This window comes from Pseudoduganella sp. R-32, assembly GCF_049913245.1.
Classification (GTDB): Bacteria; Pseudomonadota; Gammaproteobacteria; order Burkholderiales; family Burkholderiaceae_D; genus Rugamonas.
This window is the reverse complement of record NZ_CP183987.1, coordinates 2,919,279-2,938,023: the sequence shown is the minus strand read 5'-3', so window position 1 is coordinate 2,938,023 and position 18,745 is coordinate 2,919,279. Positions and strand designations below refer to the sequence as shown.

The 18,745-nt window shown below is 60.6% G+C and carries 17 protein-coding genes; 13 read left to right on the top strand and 4 right to left on the bottom strand.

The annotated features are described in order from the left end of the window. Positions 1 to 10 precede the first annotated feature (10 nt). Complete coding sequence (locus ACN9MU_RS13525) at positions 11 to 3,127, bottom strand: EAL domain-containing protein (protein WP_426171302.1); 3,117 nt, start codon at positions 3,125 to 3,127, stop codon at positions 11 to 13. 87 nt (positions 3,128 to 3,214) lie between these two features. Between ACN9MU_RS13525 and ACN9MU_RS13520 the strand changes: the two genes are divergently transcribed. Continuing rightward, positions 3,215 to 3,730 (top strand): DUF1993 domain-containing protein, encoded by a 516-nt coding sequence (locus ACN9MU_RS13520; protein WP_426322952.1) that lies wholly within the window; start codon positions 3,215 to 3,217, stop codon positions 3,728 to 3,730. Positions 3,731 to 3,902: 172 nt separating this feature from the next. Here the strand turns inward: ACN9MU_RS13520 and ACN9MU_RS13515 are convergent, their stop codons facing one another. Both ACN9MU_RS13515 and ACN9MU_RS13510 read right to left on the bottom strand, forming a co-directional pair. Then, complete coding sequence (locus tag ACN9MU_RS13515; protein WP_426171300.1) at positions 3,903 to 4,097, bottom strand: DUF1289 domain-containing protein; 195 nt, start codon at positions 4,095 to 4,097, stop codon at positions 3,903 to 3,905. Then, entirely contained in the window at positions 4,097 to 4,657 is a 561-nt protein-coding gene (locus ACN9MU_RS13510; protein WP_426322950.1) for a DUF1415 domain-containing protein, read from the bottom strand. Before ACN9MU_RS13510 ends, ACN9MU_RS13515 begins: the two co-directional genes overlap by 1 nt. A gap of 172 nt (positions 4,658 to 4,829) precedes the next feature. On the opposite strand from ACN9MU_RS13510, the gene ACN9MU_RS13505 reads away from it, so the two are divergent. From ACN9MU_RS13505 to ACN9MU_RS13465, 9 genes are all read left to right on the top strand, one after another. After that, positions 4,830 to 6,143 (top strand): transglycosylase SLT domain-containing protein, encoded by a 1,314-nt coding sequence (locus ACN9MU_RS13505; protein ID WP_426344724.1) that lies wholly within the window; start codon positions 4,830 to 4,832, stop codon positions 6,141 to 6,143. A gap of 96 nt (positions 6,144 to 6,239) precedes the next feature. After that, positions 6,240 to 7,031: an enoyl-ACP reductase FabI gene (gene fabI, locus ACN9MU_RS13500; protein ID WP_426171296.1), complete on the top strand. Its 792-nt coding sequence runs from the start codon at positions 6,240 to 6,242 to the stop codon at positions 7,029 to 7,031. A 241-nt stretch (positions 7,032 to 7,272) separates the two neighbouring features. After that, a complete protein-coding gene (locus tag ACN9MU_RS13495) occupies positions 7,273 to 9,591 on the top strand; it encodes a hypothetical protein (RefSeq protein WP_426344723.1) in 2,319 nt (772 codons plus the stop codon). Positions 9,592 to 9,796: 205 nt separating this feature from the next. Further along, a complete protein-coding gene (locus ACN9MU_RS13490) occupies positions 9,797 to 10,657 on the top strand; it encodes an SPFH domain-containing protein (RefSeq protein ID WP_426322944.1) in 861 nt (286 codons plus the stop codon). A gap of 6 nt (positions 10,658 to 10,663) precedes the next feature. Next, entirely contained in the window at positions 10,664 to 10,855 is a 192-nt protein-coding gene (locus ACN9MU_RS13485; RefSeq protein ID WP_426322942.1) for a hypothetical protein, read from the top strand. A gap of 200 nt (positions 10,856 to 11,055) precedes the next feature. Then, positions 11,056 to 11,475, top strand: coding sequence for a hypothetical protein (locus ACN9MU_RS13480; protein ID WP_426344722.1), 420 nt, complete (start codon positions 11,056 to 11,058; stop codon positions 11,473 to 11,475). A gap of 383 nt (positions 11,476 to 11,858) precedes the next feature. Beyond that, on the top strand, positions 11,859 to 13,580 hold the full coding sequence (locus ACN9MU_RS13475; RefSeq protein WP_426344721.1) for a DEAD/DEAH box helicase: 1,722 nt from the start codon (positions 11,859 to 11,861) through the stop codon (positions 13,578 to 13,580). A gap of 103 nt (positions 13,581 to 13,683) precedes the next feature. Then, the gene (locus tag ACN9MU_RS13470) at positions 13,684 to 14,583 is read left to right on the top strand and encodes a L,D-transpeptidase family protein (protein ID WP_426322936.1); all 900 of its coding nucleotides are present in this window, start codon (positions 13,684 to 13,686) and stop codon (positions 14,581 to 14,583) included. A gap of 10 nt (positions 14,584 to 14,593) precedes the next feature. Next, on the top strand, positions 14,594 to 15,358 hold the full coding sequence (locus ACN9MU_RS13465; RefSeq protein ID WP_426322934.1) for a M23 family metallopeptidase: 765 nt from the start codon (positions 14,594 to 14,596) through the stop codon (positions 15,356 to 15,358). A 1-nt stretch (position 15,359) separates the two neighbouring features. On the opposite strand, the gene ACN9MU_RS13460 is transcribed toward ACN9MU_RS13465, so the two are convergent. Then, positions 15,360 to 15,896 carry a DUF882 domain-containing protein gene (locus ACN9MU_RS13460; RefSeq protein ID WP_426171281.1) on the bottom strand — a complete coding sequence of 179 codons (537 nt, stop codon included), beginning with the start codon at positions 15,894 to 15,896 and terminating at the stop codon, positions 15,360 to 15,362. A 98-nt stretch (positions 15,897 to 15,994) separates the two neighbouring features. Here ACN9MU_RS13460 and ACN9MU_RS13455 point away from each other — a divergent pair, with 98 nt between their 5' ends. Genes ACN9MU_RS13455 through ACN9MU_RS13445 form a run of 3 tightly spaced genes read left to right on the top strand, consistent with a single transcriptional unit; the run spans position 15,995 to position 18,646 of the window. Next, positions 15,995 to 16,417: a MarR family winged helix-turn-helix transcriptional regulator gene (locus ACN9MU_RS13455; RefSeq protein ID WP_426322932.1), complete on the top strand. Its 423-nt coding sequence runs from the start codon at positions 15,995 to 15,997 to the stop codon at positions 16,415 to 16,417. A 2-nt stretch (positions 16,418 to 16,419) separates the two neighbouring features. After that, positions 16,420 to 17,673, top strand: coding sequence for an MFS transporter (locus ACN9MU_RS13450; RefSeq protein WP_426322930.1), 1,254 nt, complete (start codon positions 16,420 to 16,422; stop codon positions 17,671 to 17,673). A gap of 10 nt (positions 17,674 to 17,683) precedes the next feature. Further along, on the top strand, positions 17,684 to 18,646 hold the full coding sequence (locus tag ACN9MU_RS13445; protein WP_426171276.1) for a LysR substrate-binding domain-containing protein: 963 nt from the start codon (positions 17,684 to 17,686) through the stop codon (positions 18,644 to 18,646). The last annotated feature ends 99 nt before the right edge of the window (positions 18,647 to 18,745 follow it).

The window sequence follows — 18,745 nt, the reverse complement described above, 5'->3', positions numbered from 1 at the left end:
GGCACACTCGTTAAGGCAGCCAGCGCTGCAGCAAATCCTCCGGCATGACCGGACGGCTGTAATAGAATCCCTGCGCCTGGTTGCAGCCGTGGCGCAGCAGGAAGGCGGCCTGCTGCTCCGTCTCCACGCCTTCGGCGATCACGGACAGGTTCATGCTGCGGCCCAGCTGGATAATGGCAATCGCGATCGCCTCGTCGTTGACGTCGGTCGAAATATCCTTGATGAAGGAGCGGTCGATCTTCAGGGTCTGCACCGGCATCTGCTTCAGGTAAGCCAGGGACGAGTAGCCAGTGCCGAAGTCGTCGATTGCCAGCGACACGCCAACCGCGTGCAGGTCGTTGATGAAGCCCAGCGCATCGCCGGTATTCATGATTACCGACTCGGTCACTTCAAGTTGCAGGCGATGCGGCTCCAGGCCGGTTTCACGCAGGATGTCGGCCACGGTGGTGACCATGCTGCCGCGCTCGAACTGCTTGGCGGACAGGTTGACCGCGATCTTCGGCACGTGCAGGCCGGCCTCCTGCCAGCGCACCATCTGCCGGCAAGCTTCGTACAGCACCCACTGGCCCAGCTGGCTGATGAAGCCCGTATCCTCGGCCAGGGGGATGAATCGATTCGGCGGCACCAGCCCCAGTTCCGGATGGTTCCAGCGCACCAGGGCTTCCACGCCCAGCAGCTTGCCGGTATCGATTTCCACCTGCGGCTGGAAGTTCAGGAACACTTCCTCTTTCTCGATGGCGCGGCGCAAATAGGTTTCCAGGCGCAGGCGCTCGACGCCCTCGCCCGACATGGAAGGCTGGTAGAAACGGTAGCCGTTGCGGCCGCGCGCCTTGGCCTGGTACATGGCCACGTCGGCATTACGGATCAGCATATTCAGGTCGCTCGCATCGGTCGGGAACACCGAGACGCCGATCGAGCAGGTCACGAACAGTTCGTGGCCCGCCACCATGAAAGGATGTTCGAACATCGTCACCAGCTTTTCAGCCACCTGGCCGGCGCCATACTGGCCTTCCACATCCTCGAGCAGCACGATGAACTCATCGCCGCCAAGGCGCGCCAGGGTGTCGCCTTCGCGCAGTTTTTCCGACAGCGCATGCGCCACCTGCTTCAGCAGCTCGTCGCCGATGTGGTGGCCCAGGGTGTCGTTGACGTTCTTGAAGCGGTCCAGGTCGATGAACAGCAGCGCCAGCTGCTCGTTGCCACGCGTGGCGCGCTGGATGGCGTGCTGCAGGCGGTCGTGGAACAGCAGGCGGTTCGGCAACTGGGTCAGGGCGTCGTGGTGGGCCAGGTGGTCCAGCTTTTCCTGCGATTGCTTGACCAGGGTAATGTCGCTGAACACGCCGACATAGTGGGTCGTCACGCCGCGCGTATCGCGCACCGCGGTCAGCGTCAGCCACTCCAGGAACAACTCGCCGCTCTTGCGCATGCTCCAGATTTCGCCGCGCCAATAGCCATGCTCCACCAGCTCTTTCCACAACTCGGCGTGGAAGCCTTCATCGTGGCGGCCGGAGCGCGTCAGGCCAACGTCGTGGCCCAAGGCTTCCGCTTCGGTGTAGCCCGTAATCTGGGTGAAGGCCGGGTTGACCGCCACGATGGTGCCCTTGTCGTCGATCACCATCACGCCGTCGGCGATGTGTTCCAGCACGGTGGCCGACAGGCGCAGTTTTTCTTCCGCTTCCTTGCGGGCGCTGATGTCGGCATAGACCCAGATCGAACCTTCGTTCGGGCGGTTCTGGTCGATGGCGCAGCCGGACACCATGCACCAGAACAGCGAGCCATCCTGGCGCCGGTAGTTGCGCTCTTCGCTGAAGTACTCGCCGCTGCCCAGGGTGGAATACTGGCGCGCGCCGGCCGATTCGAAATCGAAGGTGGTGGGGAACACGATGGCGGTGGAAGCGCCGATCATCTGGCCGGGCTCATAGCCGAATAGCTCTTCGCAGCGGCGGTTGACCGAGACGATGGTCCGGTGGCGCACGAACATCACGCCGAACATCACGTTATCCAGGATCGCACTCTGCTCGGCCAGCAGGGCTTCGATGCGCATTTCGTTGTGCTTGCGCTGGCTGATGTCGGAGATGATGCCGTCCACCCAAGGCGCCCCGCCCGCCTCCACCGCCTGCGGCTGGCCATTCTCGGCCACCCAGCGCTCGGTGCCGGTGGAGTCCATGATGCGATATTCGATTTCGTAGGGCTTGCCGTCCTGGATCGCCTGCACCACCACGCGGCGCTGGCGTTTGCGGTCTTCAGGACAAATCAGGTTGGCCCAGGCGTGCGTGGTGCTGCGCATGAACTGCGACGCCGAATAGCCGGAGATCTCCTCGATGGCGTCCGATACGAAATCGATCGGGCCGTCGGGACGGAAGCGGAACACGGCGCCCGGCACCTGGGTCACGATGGTGCGGAAGCGCTCCTCGCGCTGGGCAATATCTTCAAACAGGTGCTTGATCGCCACTCGCATCTGGTCCAGCTGGCCTGCCAGGCGCCCCAGTTCATCGCTGCCGCTCAACTCCATGCGTGTTTCGAAATCGCCATGCGACAGGCGGTCGGAGAAGCGCATCAGCTTGCGCAAGGGCTTCAGCAGGCGCTGGTTCAGGAACAGCACGATCAGCAACAGCGACACCGTGAGCTGGGCCGCCAGCACGAAGACATAGGAAAGCTGCTTCTCGCGCAATTCCTGCTGGCTGCGGGCGTCGTCCATCTCGACCATGATCTTGCCGATCTTTTCGCCGCGCACCGTGATTTCACGCTCGGCCCGCACCACGTTGCCGATGGCGCGCTTGGGCGCTTCGACGTGCATGAACTGGGTGTCGGCCTGGCCGGTGACCTGCACCTGCAGCACCGAGCGGTCGCGCATGACGGATTCGACCAGCGAGTGAGCCGATTCCGCATTCATGTTCCACAGGGATTCCTGCATGCCCAGGGCCAGGATGTCGGCGTTGCGCTGCAGCGATTCGTTGAGGGCGGTCTGGGCGGACTTCTGTTCGTGCACCCCGATCAGCAGGTAAGAGCCGATAATGGCAGGAATCACCAGGCCGCCGAATACCACCAGTAACAAGGCGCCATAAATCGACAGCCCATACAGAGCGCTCAGGCGGGACCTTAATTTGTTATAAAAATTCCGAGCCATTCAGCGGGTCTGGTGGAAAAGATTATCCAGCAGCAATTATGCACGTAACGCGCTATCATCGCTACTCTATATCAGAGGAGTTTACCCATGTCGTTTTCCATGTATTCCGCTTCGATTCCGGTGTTCCGCCAGATCCTCGGCAGCCTGTTGGCCATCCTGGACAAGACCGAGGCCCACATCGAGGAAAAGAAGATTGATCCGAATGCCCTGCTGCAGTTCCGCTTGTTCCCGGACATGCTGCCTTTTACCCGTCAAATCCAGATTGCTACTGACTTTGCCAAGGGCGCAGGCGCAAGACTGGCCGGCGCGGATGTGCCGGTTTACGAAGATACTGAAAAGACCATTGGTGAATTAAAACTGCGCATCCAGCGCACGCTGACTTTCCTGGACTCGCTGCCGCGCCAGGCGATTGAGGATTCTGCGCAACGTTCAGTGACTACTGGTAGCGGAGAAAAGGCCAAGCAGTGGGTTGGCCAGGAGTATTTGATGCATTATGCGTTGCCGCATTTCACCTTCCATGCGACCACTGCGTACAACATCCTGCGCCATAATGGGCTGGAGATTGGGAAGAAGGATTTTATTGGGTCGTGGAAGGCTGAGTAAAACCGGCAAACCCGGGTCTGACCCGCAGGGTCAGACCCTGTCAGATTGTCGGCCTCGGGCGTAGGTTCTGGGCCTTTGACGTTCGTCGAAGATCAAAGGCGGACAACCTTAACCCCTGGCCGCGAAACCGTTAAGGGTCTGACCCTGCGGGTCAGACCCTGAATTACCGGTTTCAGGAATTCCGCCGCGGATACCCCTGCGCCAGAATCCGCTGCCAAACCTTCTCCTTCTCCTCCGCACTCATGGCCACCCAGTGCGCCACCTCGATATAAGTGCGCCCGCAACCGCGGCAGATCTCATCAAAGGTCGTCGAGCAAACCGCCACGCAAGGCGTATCCGGCCGCTCAGGTAATTTCTCTTCCGCCATCACTTCACCTGCAAGCCCAGCTTGTCCCAACCCTCATGGCCGAGTTTTTCCATGGTGTCGATATTCTTCTCGAAAATATCGGCCGCCTCCGGGAAAGCCTCCACCGCCTTGTCGATCGAAGCCTCGCGCAGCAGGTGCAAGGTCGGATAAGGCGAACGGTTCGTATAGTTCGAAATATCGTTCTTGTCGGTATCCGCGAACTGGTATTCGGGATGGAAGCTCGCCACCTGCAGTTCGCCATCCAGCTTCAGCTCTTCCAAAGCTGCGTCCGCCACATCCAGGAATTCGTTGTAATCCCCAAAATCCTGCAGCACCAGCGGGTGGATCAGCAAGGTCGTGTCGACCACTTCCGGATCTTCCTCAGCCAGGAATTCCAGCTCCTTGATCAGGTCTTCCAGCAATTCCTCAGGCGAGGAAGCCTCCGACACGACATAGCGCACCTGCTTTTTCACGTGCACGGCCTTGGCGAAGGGGCACAGGTTCAAACCGATGACCGCCTTCTCCAGCCACTGCTCGGTTGCCGCGATAACGGCTTCGTAATCCACTGGGGTGTTGCTCATTTATACATCCAAAAGTCGTTATCCAAGACACCAATTATATAGCTTGATCGACATAATTATCCAAGAAAATCAGGCACATAGCGAATTTTTCCTTGACTCGACAAGGTTTCAACCCTACACTCCGCCATTAGATAGTCCGCCCTTTGTTTCCACAAGACAACTGCGAAACGCTATGCAAGAACGAATCAAAAGTGCTGTCCTGATCGCTTTGGCGCTGAGCGCCGCGCTCCCGGCAGCCTCCTCCCTGGCCTCCACCGACGCCGCGAAATCCGTGGTGATGCAGGTGCCTGCCGTGGAAGAATACAAGGAAACCGACGTCTGGGGCCGCATCCGCTCCGGCTACGCCATTCCCGACGTGAACAACGAGCTGGTCGCCAAGCATGTGAAGTGGTACGCCGACCGCCAGGATTACCTCGACCGCACTACCGCCCGCGCCTCGCTCTATCTCTACCACGTGGTGGAAGAGCTGGAAAAGCGCGACATGCCGACCGAACTGGCCCTGCTGCCCTTCATCGAATCCGCCTTCAATCCGCAAGCCCTGTCGACCGCCAATGCCGCCGGCCTGTGGCAGTTCGTGCCGGGCACCGGCCGCGACTACGACCTGAAGCAGAACGCCTTCAAGGATGACCGCCGCTCCGTGCTGGCTTCCACCGATGCCGCCCTAAGCTACCTGCAGCGCCTGTACACCATGTTCGGCGACTGGCACCTGGCCCTGGCCGCCTACAACTGGGGCGAAGGCAATGTGCAGAAAGCCGTCCAGCGCAACCGCGCCGCCGGCAAGCCGACCAATTTCGAAAGCCTGGCCGAACTCATGCCGGCCGAGACCCGCAACTACGTGCCGAAGCTGCAGGCGGTGAAGAATATCGTCGCCAACCCGTCGCAATACGCCGTCCACCTGCCGGTGATCGACAACGAGCCGTATTTCACCGCGATCGACAAGACCCGCGACATCGACATGGCGCTGGCTGCCAAGCTGGCCGAAATCTCGGTCGACGAGTTCAAGGCCCTGAACCCGCAGTTCAAGAAGCCCGTCATTACCGGCAACGAGCAGACCAAGATCCTGCTGCCGACCGAGAATGCCGCCAAGTTCGCCGCCAACCTGGCCTCGTGGACCCACGCCCTGTCGAGCTGGACCACCCACAAGATTTCCAGCGCCCGTGAGAGCATTGCCTCCCTGGCCCGCAAGTTCGGCACCACCCCGGATGCCATCCGCCAGGCCAATAATATGCCGCAACGGTCGGTGCTGAAGGCTGGCTCGACCATCCTGGTGCCGAATATTTCCGCCTCCGCCGCCGGCCCGGACATTTCGACCGACGTGATTGAAAACGCCGTGATGGCCGTGGAAAACGAACGCTCCGGCCCAAAACGCAGCAACTACCGTCAAGCCTCCTCATCGCGCGGCGATTCCAAGCCAGCGGTCAGCATGGTAAAGGCACGCGTGAAGCGTGACGAAGCCGGCAAATCGAAGTCCCGCCGCAGCAATTAACCGTGTTGCCAACACGCTACCCCTTGCCAAACTTGCAGGGGTGGCGTCAGCACGTTTACAATCCCGTTCTTGCGGTATAACCCCATTGGAGTAGATATGGCTTTCTTGCAAGGCAAAAAAATCCTGATTACTGGCGTCCTGTCCAACCGTTCCATCGCTTACGGCATTGCTAAGGCAGCCCACCGCGAAGGCGCCGAACTGGCTTTCACCTACGTTGGCGAGCGCTTCAAAGACCGCATCACTGAATTCGCCGCCGAATTCGGCAGCAATCTGGTCTTCGACTGCGACGTGACCAGCGACGAACAAATCGCCAACCTGTTCACCGACCTGGCCAAGAGCTGGGACCGCCTGGACGGTTTCGTGCACGCCATCGGCTTTGCCCCACGCGAAGCGATTGCCGGCGAATTCCTGGATGGCCTGACCCGCGAAAACTTCCGCGTAGCCCACGATATTTCGGCGTACAGCTTCCCAGCGATGGTGAAAGCCGCCCTGCCGCTGCTGAAGCCAGGCTCCTCCGTGCTGACCCTGTCCTACCTGGGCGCGGTTCGTGCGATCCCTTACTACAACACCATGGGCCTGGCCAAGGCATCGCTGGAAGCCTCCGTGCGTTACCTGGCAGAGAACCTGGGCCAGCACGGCATCCGCTCCAACGGCATTTCCGCCGGCCCGATCAAGACCCTGGCAGCCTCCGGCATCAAGGACTTCGGCAAGCTGCTCGGCTTTGCCGCCGGCCACGCCCCGCTGCGCCGCAATGTGACCATCGAAGAAGTGGGTAATGCCGCAGCCTTCCTGCTGTCGGACCTGTCGTCCGGCATCACCGGCGACATCATGTACGTCGACGGCGGCTTCTCCCATGTGATGGGCCTGAACTCGAGCGATTACGAATAATCTCCCGCTTCGGAAAAAAGCCGCCTTCGGGCGGTTTTTTTTTACTCGCGAAGATTGCGCAGCCAGTCCGTCCTGCTCTTGCTGCAAGGTCAGGGCGTTTATGCATATTGTCCACACACTTATGGAACCGAACAGGACAGCTAGGCGCAATCGACGCCACGGACATCCAAGTAGATAGTTACTTGTCACGAACATGCGTAGCATTTGTTACAATTACTGTTTTGATACAACTGTAAATATTGTGCAATATTTCTATTCATTTAAAAAACTCCTGCTGATTGCGGCTTGTGCGGTTCTTGCATCTTGCGGCGGCGGGGGTAGCAACACTGGCGGTGGCTCAAGCAGCGGCGCCGACGTCAATACAGCCGGACTCTCAATCGCCGCCGATAAATCGTCATTGGCTTTTGTTACCTTAAATGGCACTCCATCCGCGACAAGTGACGTCATCCGCTTCTCGCTCAACGGCGCTCCAGCCAACGCAACCTATTATGCGAAGGTGGAATCGGACAATCAGGCGGTTTTTAACACTTCGGCATCGCAAAACCTGACGTCGGTGACCGTAAACATTAGCACCACCAACGTGACAGGAAATGTCGATGGAAAGTTCGTGTTCAAGCTATGCAACGATGCCAACTGCGGATCTGTTGCATGGTCGCGCACCATCCCTTATTCGATCCGTACTTACAAGATCGATGCTTCGCCAATCAGCATCACCGCTTTCCAGGGAGGGCAAGCCATCCTGCTGCGCAACCTGGGCTATAAAGAGGCAGCATCCGATTTGACCGTCAGGGCTTATGCAGACAATGGCAGCAAATGGTTGAGCTCACAAATCGATAGCGAAGGCCGGTTGCAGGTTTATGTTGACGGCGCCGGCATGCCCCGAGGCCGCTTCAACGGCACGGTGTGGGTTGGAGCGAAATCGATGCCTGGTATCAGTCTTCAAATCCAGGTCATTGCTGATATAGGAGCGGGCGCAGCTCTACCAGCCAATCGCTCGCTTGATTTTGACGCTAGTTCGCCGTCCGTCATCGATAGCACGTTCGACCTGACCTACCAAGGCGGCCAGTCGCCTGCATGGACCGCATATAGCGACAAGCCATGGCTGACACTTGGCTCGCTCAGCGGCCAGGGTAGCAGCAATGTCGCTTACCGCATCGACGGCAGCAAACTCGCCGACGTGCCGAATTTCACCAGCGATACTGCAAAGCTGACGTTCAAGTCGGCAGGCCTGGACGACATTGTGTATAGCATTACCCTGAGCAAGAAACTGCCCGAGGTAATTGCCTCCAGCCCTTACCTCTTGCATCCATCGGTAGCGGGAGAAGTGCGCCTGCGTGGCCGCGGCTTCCTGCAACTGGGCAGTATTGCGCGCGTCAAGATGCAAGGCGCGCAGATTACATCCGGCACCATCGTCTCCGATACCGAGATCGTGCTGAACTTGCCGGGCCTTGCCATCGGACGTTACCCGATCACATTTGAGCTCGCTTCCAACCTGACTGCCGGCTACCCCGGCATTTTTGTGGCTAGCGCCGAGGCTTTGCCGGCCGCCATGTTGGATAACGTAGGCGAAAAGAAGTCGATCGCATTCAGCCCGCCGCGTAATGCCTTCTACGTAGTCAATGCCGACCGCGCAGTCCTGCAGCAATACGTCGCCAGCAATGGCGCCTGGAGCCTGGCTAAGTCGATGCCAGTCAGCAGCGGCGCACGCCTCGGCTTGACGGCCGACCAACAGATCCTATACACCACCAACGGCTCCGGCGTGCTGGAGGCACGCAGTCCGGACACGCTGGAAGTGACGGCGACCTACAAGTGCGAGAAATGCACCCAGATGTACCAGGATTACATGTGGAACGGCCTCGAACTGCCAATCACGGCCGATGGCCGAGTATGGCTGACGTCTTCGCAATGGTCCGATCTGATGTACTTTGACCCGCGCACCAAAACGTTTATCACGTTCAACCCAGCCCGGGTCAGCCTGAGCGATCCGAAATTCACTGTCTCCAGCGATGGCAGCCGCATGATCGTCTCGACCGGGTCCGGTGGCCATGGTGAATCCTACCGCTACGATCCGCTGGACGGCCAAATGGTCATGCCGAACAATGCACCGCCGTACAACTATGGCGCTGGCATTGCCCTGTCCGGTAACGGCAAATACTTGCTGACCGGCGCCACGGATTATTTCGAAGTGGCGGACTACCGCCGGATCGGCCGCCTGCCAAGCGGGACGGGCGGCTATTACCAACCAGCGCTGGTCTCCTACGACGGCAGCCTGATCTATGCATCGGCAATGCAATACAGTCAAAATACAGGCACCAACCGATTGGTGCGCCTGGACGTGATCCGCACCTCGGACATGACCAAGATCGGAGAGATTCCGTTGCCGACTGGCGTGTCCGAATGCCCAACGAACACCAACTGCGATTATCGCGGCGCGCTCAGCATCACACCATCCAGTAACACCATCATTTGGGCAGGGAATAAAAAGATCGCCGCGATCCCAATCCCGCGTGACCTGGTGCAGCAAACTCCAACCGCCACCCGCCTCAATCTCGGCAATTAAGCCTGCCAAAGCCGCCCCGATTGATCCGGGCGGCTTTTTCTTTATCGCACTTGCGAATCCGCTGCAGCGGACGCCAACCTCAACCTGTTTGGCACGCTCAAAACGCTGCGGCCCACCATTAAGCCTTCATGCAGAATCAAATTGACAACTTGGAAAGGTGAGACTAAAGTGATATCACTTTGATTTAACCCCCTCTGGATTGATCATGAACCGAACCGAAAAGCCCTTCTCGTCTCACAGTGGTTACCTGGCGCTGACCGTCGTCGTTTTGCTGGCGATTTTCGCATTCCTTCTGGCGCGCGGATTCCAGCCGCTGCTGGCAGCAGCCTGCGTCATCGTGGCGGTTTTCCTGGCGCCGGGGCTGTACATGCTGCAGCCAAACGAAAGCGCCATCCTGACCCTGTTCGGCCAGTACATCGGCACCGACCGCAACGAAGGCCTGCGCTGGGCCTTCCCGCTGTATCGCAAACAGCGCCTGTCGCTGCGCGCCCGCAACCTGAACGCGCCAACACTGAAGGTGAACGACAAGCGCGGCAACCCGGTCGAAATTTCAGCTGCCATCGTCTGGCGCGTGCAGGACACGGCGCAGGCCATCTTCGATGTGGATGATTTCGAGCGCTACGTCGCGGTGCAAGCGGAGGCCGCAATTCGCCACCTCGCCTCGCGCTATGCCTACGATGACGGCGAAGACCTCGCCAAGGGCGAAATGACGCTGCGCTCCGGCATGGATGAAGTTTCGCTTGCGCTGCGCAGCGAACTGCAGGAACGCTTCAAGGCCGCCGGCGTGGAAACCGTGGATGCCAAGCTGACCCACCTCGCCTACGCTCCCGAAATCGCACAAGTCATGCTGCGGCGCCAGCAGGCCGAAGCCATCGTCAGCGCCCGCTCACGCATCGTGCACGGCGCAGTCAGTATGGTTGAATCGGCCCTGAACGCGCTGGCCGAGCGCGAAATCGTTGAACTGGATGCGGAACGCAAGGCGGCGATGGTCAGCAACCTGCTGGTGGTACTGTGCTCCGACAAAGAGACCCAGCCTATCGTCAACACAGGCACCCTGTATAACTGAGTCAAGATGGCAAGCCCCGGCAAAAAAGCTTTCCCTCTAAGGATAGACCCGGCGTTGTGGGACGAACTGCAACGTCTGGCTGCCCAGGACCTGCGCAGCGTGAACGCGGAGATCGAGTTCCTGCTGCGCGAGGCGCTGGCGCGCCGGGGCATCAAGCCGAGAACGACGCGCGACTCGGCGGCGAACGATGACGAGTAAGTTCCACAAGATTCAAATCGGATTGACTTCAAACTGCCTACTGCTGAATTAAACTGCCTCCCGCAATGAATATTCCTAAGCTCTCCCCTATCGAACTTCGGCATGCGCTGCGGTCAGCTGCGTGTTGCGATGCCATCATTACGTCTGAAGATTGGCTCAGAGCCTTTTGGTATGACGAAGACTGGTCAAATGGAACTGCCATGGCGAAGTACGACAACGGTGCAGGGGACCATGCATTTGTATTTTTTACGCAAGACGGAAAAGCACTGATCAAGGGTTTTGACCATGAATCAGAGGCTAGCCCATACGCGCGCGAGGAATACGCAGTCTGGCCCGGTATGTACGACGGTCTACCTTCGGATCTTTTGGATCTGCTAAAGGACGATGCGGTAGAACATGAAGACGTTACATTTTGCTTCTGGAGTACTGACGGTAAAACGTGGGAAACTGGAACCGCCTTGTTCCCTGCAGGAGTCGACGATGGCTCGGCCTGGCTTTTAAGCATGGTTCAGATGAACGCGGTCGAGTTTATTGAATGGGGAAAGTCATACTATGAAGATGGCTTTGATCTTCTTGGAGTCGCAGGCGTGATTGACAGTTTTAACGTCGTCGACAAATGATATTGCCCGGCGCCGCATGCCGGGCCATGCAACTGCAATCTGCATATGGTTGGGCTACCCATGTCCGCCCCAAACTAAGCAATATTGCTCTGCCGCAAACCGAATGGAAAGCTACCGCGCAGCCGAGATTCCGTGTATAATTCATCGCTTGTGCGCTGCAACACATATAACGCAGCTGAAAATAACAACACAAATAGCAGCTTCGCGAAACTATCTGCCGCATCCTGAACATTGGATGCCGCCTAAAAAGCCCTCCGCCCTGTGTGTCGTAGTCAAATGACACCGTCCCGGCGCAAAGCTTTTGTGCCGAAATTTCTATACAAATAGAGTCGTTTCGTTCTGGTTTAGCGTAGCTATTTTCTCGCTTTTTACGAAAGATTTACATGACTTTTGAAGCACTTGGTCTCCACGCGTCCATCCTCTCCGCACTGACCGAAGCCGGCTACACCGCGCCGACCGCAGTCCAGCAGCAGGCCGTTCCTGCCGCGATCGAGGGTAAGGACCTGCTGGTTTCCTCGCAAACCGGCTCCGGCAAGACCGCGGCCTTCATGCTGCCATCGCTGCACCGCCTGGCCAGCGCGCCTTTCACCGGCGCCGGCAAGACTCCAGCGCAGGAAGCCCAGTCCGCGCGTGCCCGCGGCGAGCGCCCGCGCTTCCGCCCTGCCCAGCCAAAGATGCTGGTGCTGACTCCTACTCGTGAACTGGCCCTGCAGGTCACCACCAACACCACCAAGTACTGCGCCAACCTGCGCCACATCAAGTCCGTGGCGATCCTGGGCGGCATGCCTTACCCTAAACAGATGCAACTGCTGGCGAAGAATCCGGAAATCCTGGTTGCGACTCCAGGCCGCCTGATCGACCACATGGAACAGGGCAAGATCGACTTCTCGCAATTGCAAGTGCTGGTGCTGGACGAAGCCGACCGCATGCTGGACATGGGCTTCATCGAGGACATCGAGAAGATCGTTGCCGCCACCCCTGATTCGCGCCAGACCATGCTGTTCTCGGCAACCCTGGACGGCGTGGTGGGCAATATGGCCCGCCGCATCACCAAGGACCCGCTGGTCATCCAGATCAACACCGCGACCACCAAGCACGAAAACATTGCACAGCGCGTGCACTTCGTGGACGACCTGTCGCACAAGAACCGCCTGCTGGACCACCTGCTGCGCGACGAAACCATGGACCAGGCAGTGGTCTTCACCGCCACCAAGCGTGACGCAGACACCATCGCAGACCGCCTGAACATCGCCGGTTTTTCCGCCGCTGCGCTGCATGGCGACATGCACCAGGGCGCGCGCAACCGCACCCTGGACGGCCTGCGCCGCGGTAACGTGAAAGTGCTGGTTGCAACCGACGTGGCAGCACGCGGCATCGACGTGCCGAACATCACTCACGTGTTCAACTACGACCTGCCTAAATTCCCTGAAGATTACGTGCACCGCATCGGCCGTACCGGCCGCGCCGGCCGCAACGGTATCGCAGTATCGCTGGTGAACCACGCTGAAAACATGCTGGTGCGCCGTATTGAGCGCCTGACCCGCCAGCCGATTCCGGTCGAAGTGATCGAAGGCTTCGAGCCTAAGCGTGCAGCGCCTTCGCGCTCCGCATCGCGCCCAGGCTGGAAGCCAGGCGATGGCCGCAACAGCAAGCCGGGCCAGCGCTCCTTCTCCAACCCGCGCTCGGAAGGCGGCCACTATCGCAGCGAAGGCAATCCGTTTGCGGGCGAGCGCAAGGAAGGTGGCTATCGTAACGAAGGCGGTTTCCGTGAACGCAGCGAGGGCGGCTACCGCAATCGCAACGAAGGCGGCTTCCGTGCTGAAGGCGGTTTCCGCAACGAGCGTCCTGAAGGTGGCTTCCGCAACCGCAATGAAGGCGGCTTCCGCTCCGAGCGTCCAGCCGAAGGCGGTTTCCGCAATCGCGCTGATGGCGGCGGTTTCCGTTCCGAAGGCGGCTTCCGCGCTGAGCGCCCTGAAGGCGGCGTCCGCAAAGAAGGCGGTTTCCGCGAGCGCGGCGAGAGCAACTTCCGCAACCGCGATCGTGATGCCGGCGGCTTCAAGGGTCCGCGCACCGATGCGCCGCGTCGTCCTTGGGGCGATCGCTAATCATTAGCGTGCAATAAGCAAGGCCGCCCGGGCAACCTGGCGGCCTTTTTCTTTTGTACGTTACCGAACGGAGCGGCCGCAAAATCAGCGCGACACTGCGCCCATGAGAACAATCCTGATTGCCCTGTTGTTAGCCAGCACGGGCGCGCATGCGGCCCAGGACTCGCCCTCCCCAACCGTGCGCGCCCAGGTGCTGCTGGACCGGGCCAATTTTTCCGTCGGAGAGATCGACGGCACCGCAGGCGGCAATACGCGGCAAGCCTTGCTTGGCTTCCAGCGTGCACGCGGCCTGCCCCAGACCGGCAAGGCAGATGACGCTACGCTGGCGGCGCTTGATGATGGCCAGCCAGTGCTGGCTGCCTACACGGTCACCGATGCCGACGTCGCCGGACCGTTCGTGCCGGTACCGGAAGAAATGGCCGACAAGGCCAAGCTTCAGGCACTGAGCTACTCGAGCGCCGCCGAAGCCTTGGGAGAGCGCTTCCACGCCAGCCCGGCGCTGCTGCGCAAGCTCAACTCCGGCAGGGACATCGAACAGGCAGGCGCGCAAATCATGGTGCCGAACGTGGGCGCCGCGCCGCCCCTGCCGAAAGCGGCCAGCATCGTGGTGGACGGCAGCGACCGCACGCTTTCGCTGCTCGATGCCGGCGGCAAGGTGATCGCACAAATGCCCGTCACTTCCGGCAGCGAACATGATCCGCTACCGGTCGGTCACTGGAAGATAAATGGCGTGGCACGGAATCCTCCCTTCCATTACAACCCGAAACTATTCTGGGATGCGAAGCCGGGCGACGGCAAGGCCACCATCCCGCCCGGACCGAACAATCCGGTTGGCGTCGTGTGGATAGACTTGTCGAAAGACCATTACGGCATCCACGGGACGCCCGAACCGGGCAAGATCGGCCAAACGCAGTCGCATGGCTGCATCCGGCTCGCCAACTGGGACGCCGCACGCGTCGCCGATGCAGTAGGGCCGGGGACGCCAGCCGTGCTACAGGAATAAGGAGGCTGCCATGAGACCCATAGGCGCATTCGGCACCCTGATTGCCGGGATTGTCCTTGGCGCCGGCGGCACACTGCTGCTGATTAGCCGCGTGCCACTGGACAACCGAGAGACCGCTGCCATTACGATTCCCGGCGACCGGCCGGCGCCTGTACCGCAGACCGTGCCGGCATCCGCGCCAGTCATCGAGCCAGCAACAACAGCAGCCCCGGTGCTCACGCCAGCCCAGGCGGCGCCGATCGATCCGCCGCATGTCGCCGGTGCCGGCAAGGCCGGCGACTCGCTGGCCGGCATGCGCGCGGGCGACACCAGCGGCACCGGCGGGCTGGTTGCCAGCGGCAGCGGCACTTCCCTGTTTATCCCCGTGGCTGGCGTGAAGCCGGAGCAGATCCAGGACACCTACGCCCAGCCGCGCGGCTCGGAGCGAATGCATGAAGCGCTGGACATCCCTGCACCGGTCGGGACCCCGGTCTACGCAGTAGCCGACGGCAAGATCGCCAAGCTGTTTACCAGCAAGCCCGGCGGCCTGACGATTTATCAGTTCGATCCGAATGAAAAGTATTCGTATTACTACGCCCACCTCGACCACTACGCCACGGCGCTGAAAGAAGGCCAGCAGGTCAAGCGCGGTGACCTGATCGGCTATGTAGGCGCCACGGGCAATGCCGATCCCACCGCGCCGCACCTGCATTTCGCCATGTTTGAACTGGGTCCGGAGAAGAACTGGTGGCAGGGCAAGCCAATCAATCCCTATCCGCTGCTGGGCCGCCAGTAGTTCACCAGTGACGCACGCGTCCCGTGTCCATGTGCACGAACTGTGAGGTTGGATAGTAGCCAACGCCGCCGCCCTTCAGCGCCAGCGCCGCCTTGTGCAGGCGTTCCAGGTCGCGTCCGGGGAGGCGCACATCGATCGCCTTCCCTTCGATATGCATGCTGTGTTTCGCCACGCCGCCGCTGGCTTCGGCCAGCATCTGGTTGGTTTCAGGCGAGCGATAGCCGGAAATCACATGGATCACTTCGTGGTTGCTGAATTGCGAACTGACGCGGTCGAGCAGCAGGATCAGTTCGGGATCGATGGTTGCGACCTTGTCGTTGCGATGGTCGCGCAGCAGGTGGTTGATGTCCTGCAGCGCCTCGGGAATGAACTGCCCCTCGGCCCAGAACATCGTGCGCAAGGTTTCGCCGGTGTGCGTGTTGTAGAAGCGCAGGCTGCGTTCGTGCGGCGCAGCGATGGCAGCGCGAGCCATTGCCGGCAGCGCCAAAGCCGATGCCACCGCGACTGAACTCTTGAGGAATGATCTGCGCTTATTCATGGCTCTAGTCTACCGCTGACGCCGATTCGAAGTTTTTATGGCGCGCAGCAAGAAGTTTCTATATACTTGATTACTCAAGCACTTTTCAATGAATAGTCATGGATAACGCACTCGAATTCTGCCTGCGCCTTGCGCGCGCCCACGCCACCATTATCCGCCGCCTCGACACCGTGCTGGGCGGCCACCACGGCCTGAGCTTCAGCGACTTCATGCTGCTGCAAAGCCTGGCCAACGCACCAGGCGGCCGCCTGCGCCGCGTCGACCTGGCCGACCGCTTGGGACTGACCGCATCAGGGGTCACCCGTACCCTGCTGCCGCTGGAAAAGACCGGCTGGGTGGCACGCCAGGCTGACGAACGTGATGCGCGCGTCGGCTATGCCGTCATCACTGCGCCCGGCCACGCACTGCTGGATAACGCCCAGCGCACCGCCGCCGAATACGCTGCGGACCTGCTGCGCCATTCAAAGGATGAAGAATTGGCGCCGCTGAACGCCGTCCTCGCCAACTTGATCGGCCCCTGATAATGACACCCACCCTTAAAAACAATGCCAATTTCCGCTGGCTGCTCAGCGGCGGCATCCTGTCCATGCTAGGCGACCAGTTCACCCTGATCGCCCTGCCCTGGCTCGTGCTTAAACTGACCGGCGATCCGCTGTCGCTCGGACTGGTACTCGCCCTGCTGGGCACACCACGCGCCATCTTCATCCTGATTGGCGGCGCCGTGGTGGACCGCCATTCGCCCCAGCGCGTACTGATGCTGACCAAGCACGCCAGCGCGCTGCTGGTAGGCGCATTGGCTGTGCTGACGTTGGCCGGCGCAGCTACGCTGCCGCTGGTGTATGCGCTCTCGCTAGGCATCGGGCTGGCGCAGGCGTTTGCTTATCCATCCGGCAGTTCGATCATGCCGCGCGCCATTCCTCCGGACCTGCTGCAGGCAGCGAACGGCGCCATCATGGGCGTGCGCCAGGTCGGCATGCTTGCGGGTCCTTTGCTGGCCGCTTTGCTGCTGGCGATCGGCGACGCCGGCGGCTCCGATGGCGGCATGCGCGCACTGGGCATGGCCTTCGCGTTCGACAGCCTGAGCTTCGTGGTCTCCGCGTGGACCCTGTCGCGCGTGGTGCCGCTGCCAGGCGGCGCACCTGCGGTGCCGCAAAACGTGCTGCATGCTGTCGGCGAAGGCCTGCTGGCAGTATGGCGCGACGTGGAGATGCGCACCTGCTTCGCCTATTGGGGCCTGGTATCGGTACTGATCGGCGGCACCATGCAGGTGGCCTTGCCGGTGCTGGCCAAGGAGCGCCTGCACGACGGCTCGGCCTTTGGCATGCTGATGGCAGCCCATGGCGCAGGCATGCTGGCGGGCATGGCCTTCTCCGGCATGACGGCCAAGTACAATGCCGGCAAGCCGGTGCGCATTGGCCTGCTCGCCTTGTCGGTCGATGCGATGGCCGGCCTGCTGATCATGCCGCTCGGCCTGATTACCACGGCGTGGCAAGGCGGCTTGCTGCTGCTCTCGCTTGGCGCGCTGGTCGGGCTGGTGCAGGTGGCCGTGTTCACCTGGATCCAGAAGCGTGTGCCGCCGCAGATGATGGGACGTGTGATGAGCATCTTCATGTTCATCATGTTCGGCCTGGCGCCGCTGTCATCCGCCGCAACCGGCTGGATCATGCAGAGCGCGACCTTGCCGCAGATGTTCTTTGGAGGTGGCGTCATCCTGGTGGTATGCGCTACGCTTGCGCTGCTGTTCACGCCAATGCGCCGCATCGCAACCGCTGCTTAGGATCTCGTTCATGGAAACAAAATGGCTGGAAGACTTTATCTCCCTGGTTGAAACGAATAGCTTCAGCCGCTCCGCACAACTGCGCCACGTCACGCAGCCTGCGTTCTCGCGGCGCATCCAGTCGCTGGAAAACTGGCTGGGCATGGACCTGATCGACCGCACCTCCTACCCGACGCGCGTGACGCCGGCGGGGCTGGTGTTCTACGAACAGGCGCTGGAAATGCTCAGCCAGATCAACGGCGTGCGCGAGCTGTTGCGCGGCAAGCGGGCGGCGACGCAGAACAGCATCGATCTCGCCGTGCCGCACACGCTGTCGCTGACCTTCATCCCGAAATGGATCGCGCAGCTTGAGGAGGAATTCGCGCCGATCAATTCGCGCCTGATGGCGCTGAACGTGCACGATGCGGTGCTGCAGCTGGTGGAAGGCGGCTGCGACCTGCTGCTTTGCTACCACCATCCGCGCCAGCCGGTGCAGCTTGATCCGGGGCGCTACGACATGCTGGTGCTGGGGCGCGAGGCTTTGCGTGCCTATGCGCGTTGCGACAAGGCCAGGCAGCCGGAGTTCGTGCTGCCGGGGCGGAAGACGTCGCCCCTGCCCTTCCTTTCCTACACGACCAATGCCTACCTGGGTCGCATGGTCGACCTGATCATGTCCGATGCCAAGCAGGCTTTGCACCTTGAGACCCATTACGAGACCGATATGGCGGAAGGGTTGAAGATGATGGCATTGGAGGGGCGCGGGATCGCGTTCCTGCCCGAATCGGCGGTGACGCGCGAGGTGAAACAGAAGCTGCTGGCACCGGCCGATGGCGGGCGGGCGGAGTGGGAAATCGAGATGGAGATTCGGCTCTATCGCGAGCGGCCCAGCACGGCGCGGCCTGGGAAGGCTGTGGTGGCGCGGCTTTGGGAGCATTTGGCGGAAAAACAAAAGCCGGCTTCGGCGAAGCGGCGCGTGCCGGCTTCGGACCGCTAAAACCGGTAAACCGGTGTCCGACCCACAGGGTCTGACACTAGCCTGCAGCGGCCGCGTACCAGTGTCTGACCCCGCGGGTCAGACACTGGGGTACCGGTT